Source organism: Phocaeicola sp. RTP21198st1_B8_RTP21198_201120 (assembly GCF_040929485.1).
GTDB lineage: Bacteria > Bacteroidota > Bacteroidia > Bacteroidales > Bacteroidaceae > Phocaeicola > Phocaeicola dorei.
This window is the reverse complement of record NZ_JBCOCI010000567.1, coordinates 1-1,027: the sequence shown is the minus strand read 5'-3', so window position 1 is coordinate 1,027 and position 1,027 is coordinate 1. Positions and strand designations below refer to the sequence as shown.

The 1,027-nt window shown below is 44.5% G+C and carries 2 protein-coding genes and 1 pseudogene; all 3 read left to right on the top strand.

What is annotated here, in order from left to right:
* Positions 1 to 484, top strand: a 484-nt coding sequence (locus AB5935_RS28155; protein WP_368328123.1) for a methyltransferase, incomplete at its 5' end; no start/stop codon positions are given.
* A complete protein-coding gene (locus tag AB5935_RS28150) occupies positions 481 to 918 on the top strand; it encodes a hypothetical protein (RefSeq protein ID WP_004324734.1) in 438 nt (145 codons plus the stop codon). The genes AB5935_RS28155 and AB5935_RS28150, both read left to right, overlap by 4 nt.
* Positions 915 to 1,027, top strand: a pseudogene (locus tag AB5935_RS28145) (acyl-CoA thioesterase); the annotation flags it as partial. The gene AB5935_RS28150 and the pseudogene AB5935_RS28145, both read left to right, overlap by 4 nt.

Here is a 1,027-nt window from a genome sequence, read left to right as displayed (position 1 = left end):
CAAGTGCGTAAGCTATGACGACGCGGTGGAAGTAACTATAATGGATCTTCCGCAACAATTGGAGATGATGCGTCAACAAACTAAAGAACTGCCCGGAGCAATGCGTATCCACGGGTATGGCGCCAATCTGCTCGATCCCGAAGTTCCTTTCCCGACAGGGTTCGATGCTATCTGGATGAGCCAGTTCCTTGATTGTTTCTCGGAAGAAGAAGTAACCAGCATACTGACCCGTGCAGCCCGCTCTATGAGCCGGGAGAGCCGCCTCTATATCATGGAAACTTTCTGGAACCGGCAAAAGTTTGACACAGCCGCTTATTGCCTGACACAAATCAGTCTTTATTTCACAGCCATGGCAAATGGTAACAGCAAAATGTATCATTCGGATGATATGGAACGGTGCATCAAAGCAGCGGGATTGGAAGTCGAAAAGATAGATGACCATTTAGGAATGGGACACAGCATTGTACAATGCAGATTGAAATGAACAACAGGGAAGTTATCATACAAGGAGAAGGAATACTCAATTTGATTCCACAGCGTCCGCCCATCGTGATGGTGGACAGTTTCTTTGGTATCGAAGAGAATCATTCTTATTCCGGACTGACTGTTACTGCTGATAATATTTTCTGCGAAACCAGAAAACTGCAAGAGGCGGGAATTATTGAACATATCGCTCAATCGGCAGCAGCACGTATCGGATTTCTTTATACCCGGCAGGGTGAAAAAGTACCGTTAGGATTTATCGGCTCGGTAGACAAACTTAAAATCTACGATTTGCCAAAGATCGGGATGAAACTATTTACGGAGATTACCGTTGTACAGGAGGTATTCGACATTACATTGATTTCTGCACAAGTGAAAGTGGAAGACAAGCTGATAGCTGAATGCAGGATGAAAATATTTATAAAAAAAGAATGAAACGGAAAACGAATCAACAGGTTGCAACTTTGACCAACCGGACTACCTTCAGAGTGCGGTTCAGCGAAATAGACTCCATGCAGATTGTATGGCATGGTGAGTATGTGCG

Bases quoted from the DNA above. Each gene is read 5' to 3' on its own strand.
- AB5935_RS28150 (WP_004324734.1), top strand. From the start codon at position 481: ATGAACAACAGGGAAGTTATCATACAAGGAGAAGGAATACTCAATTTG.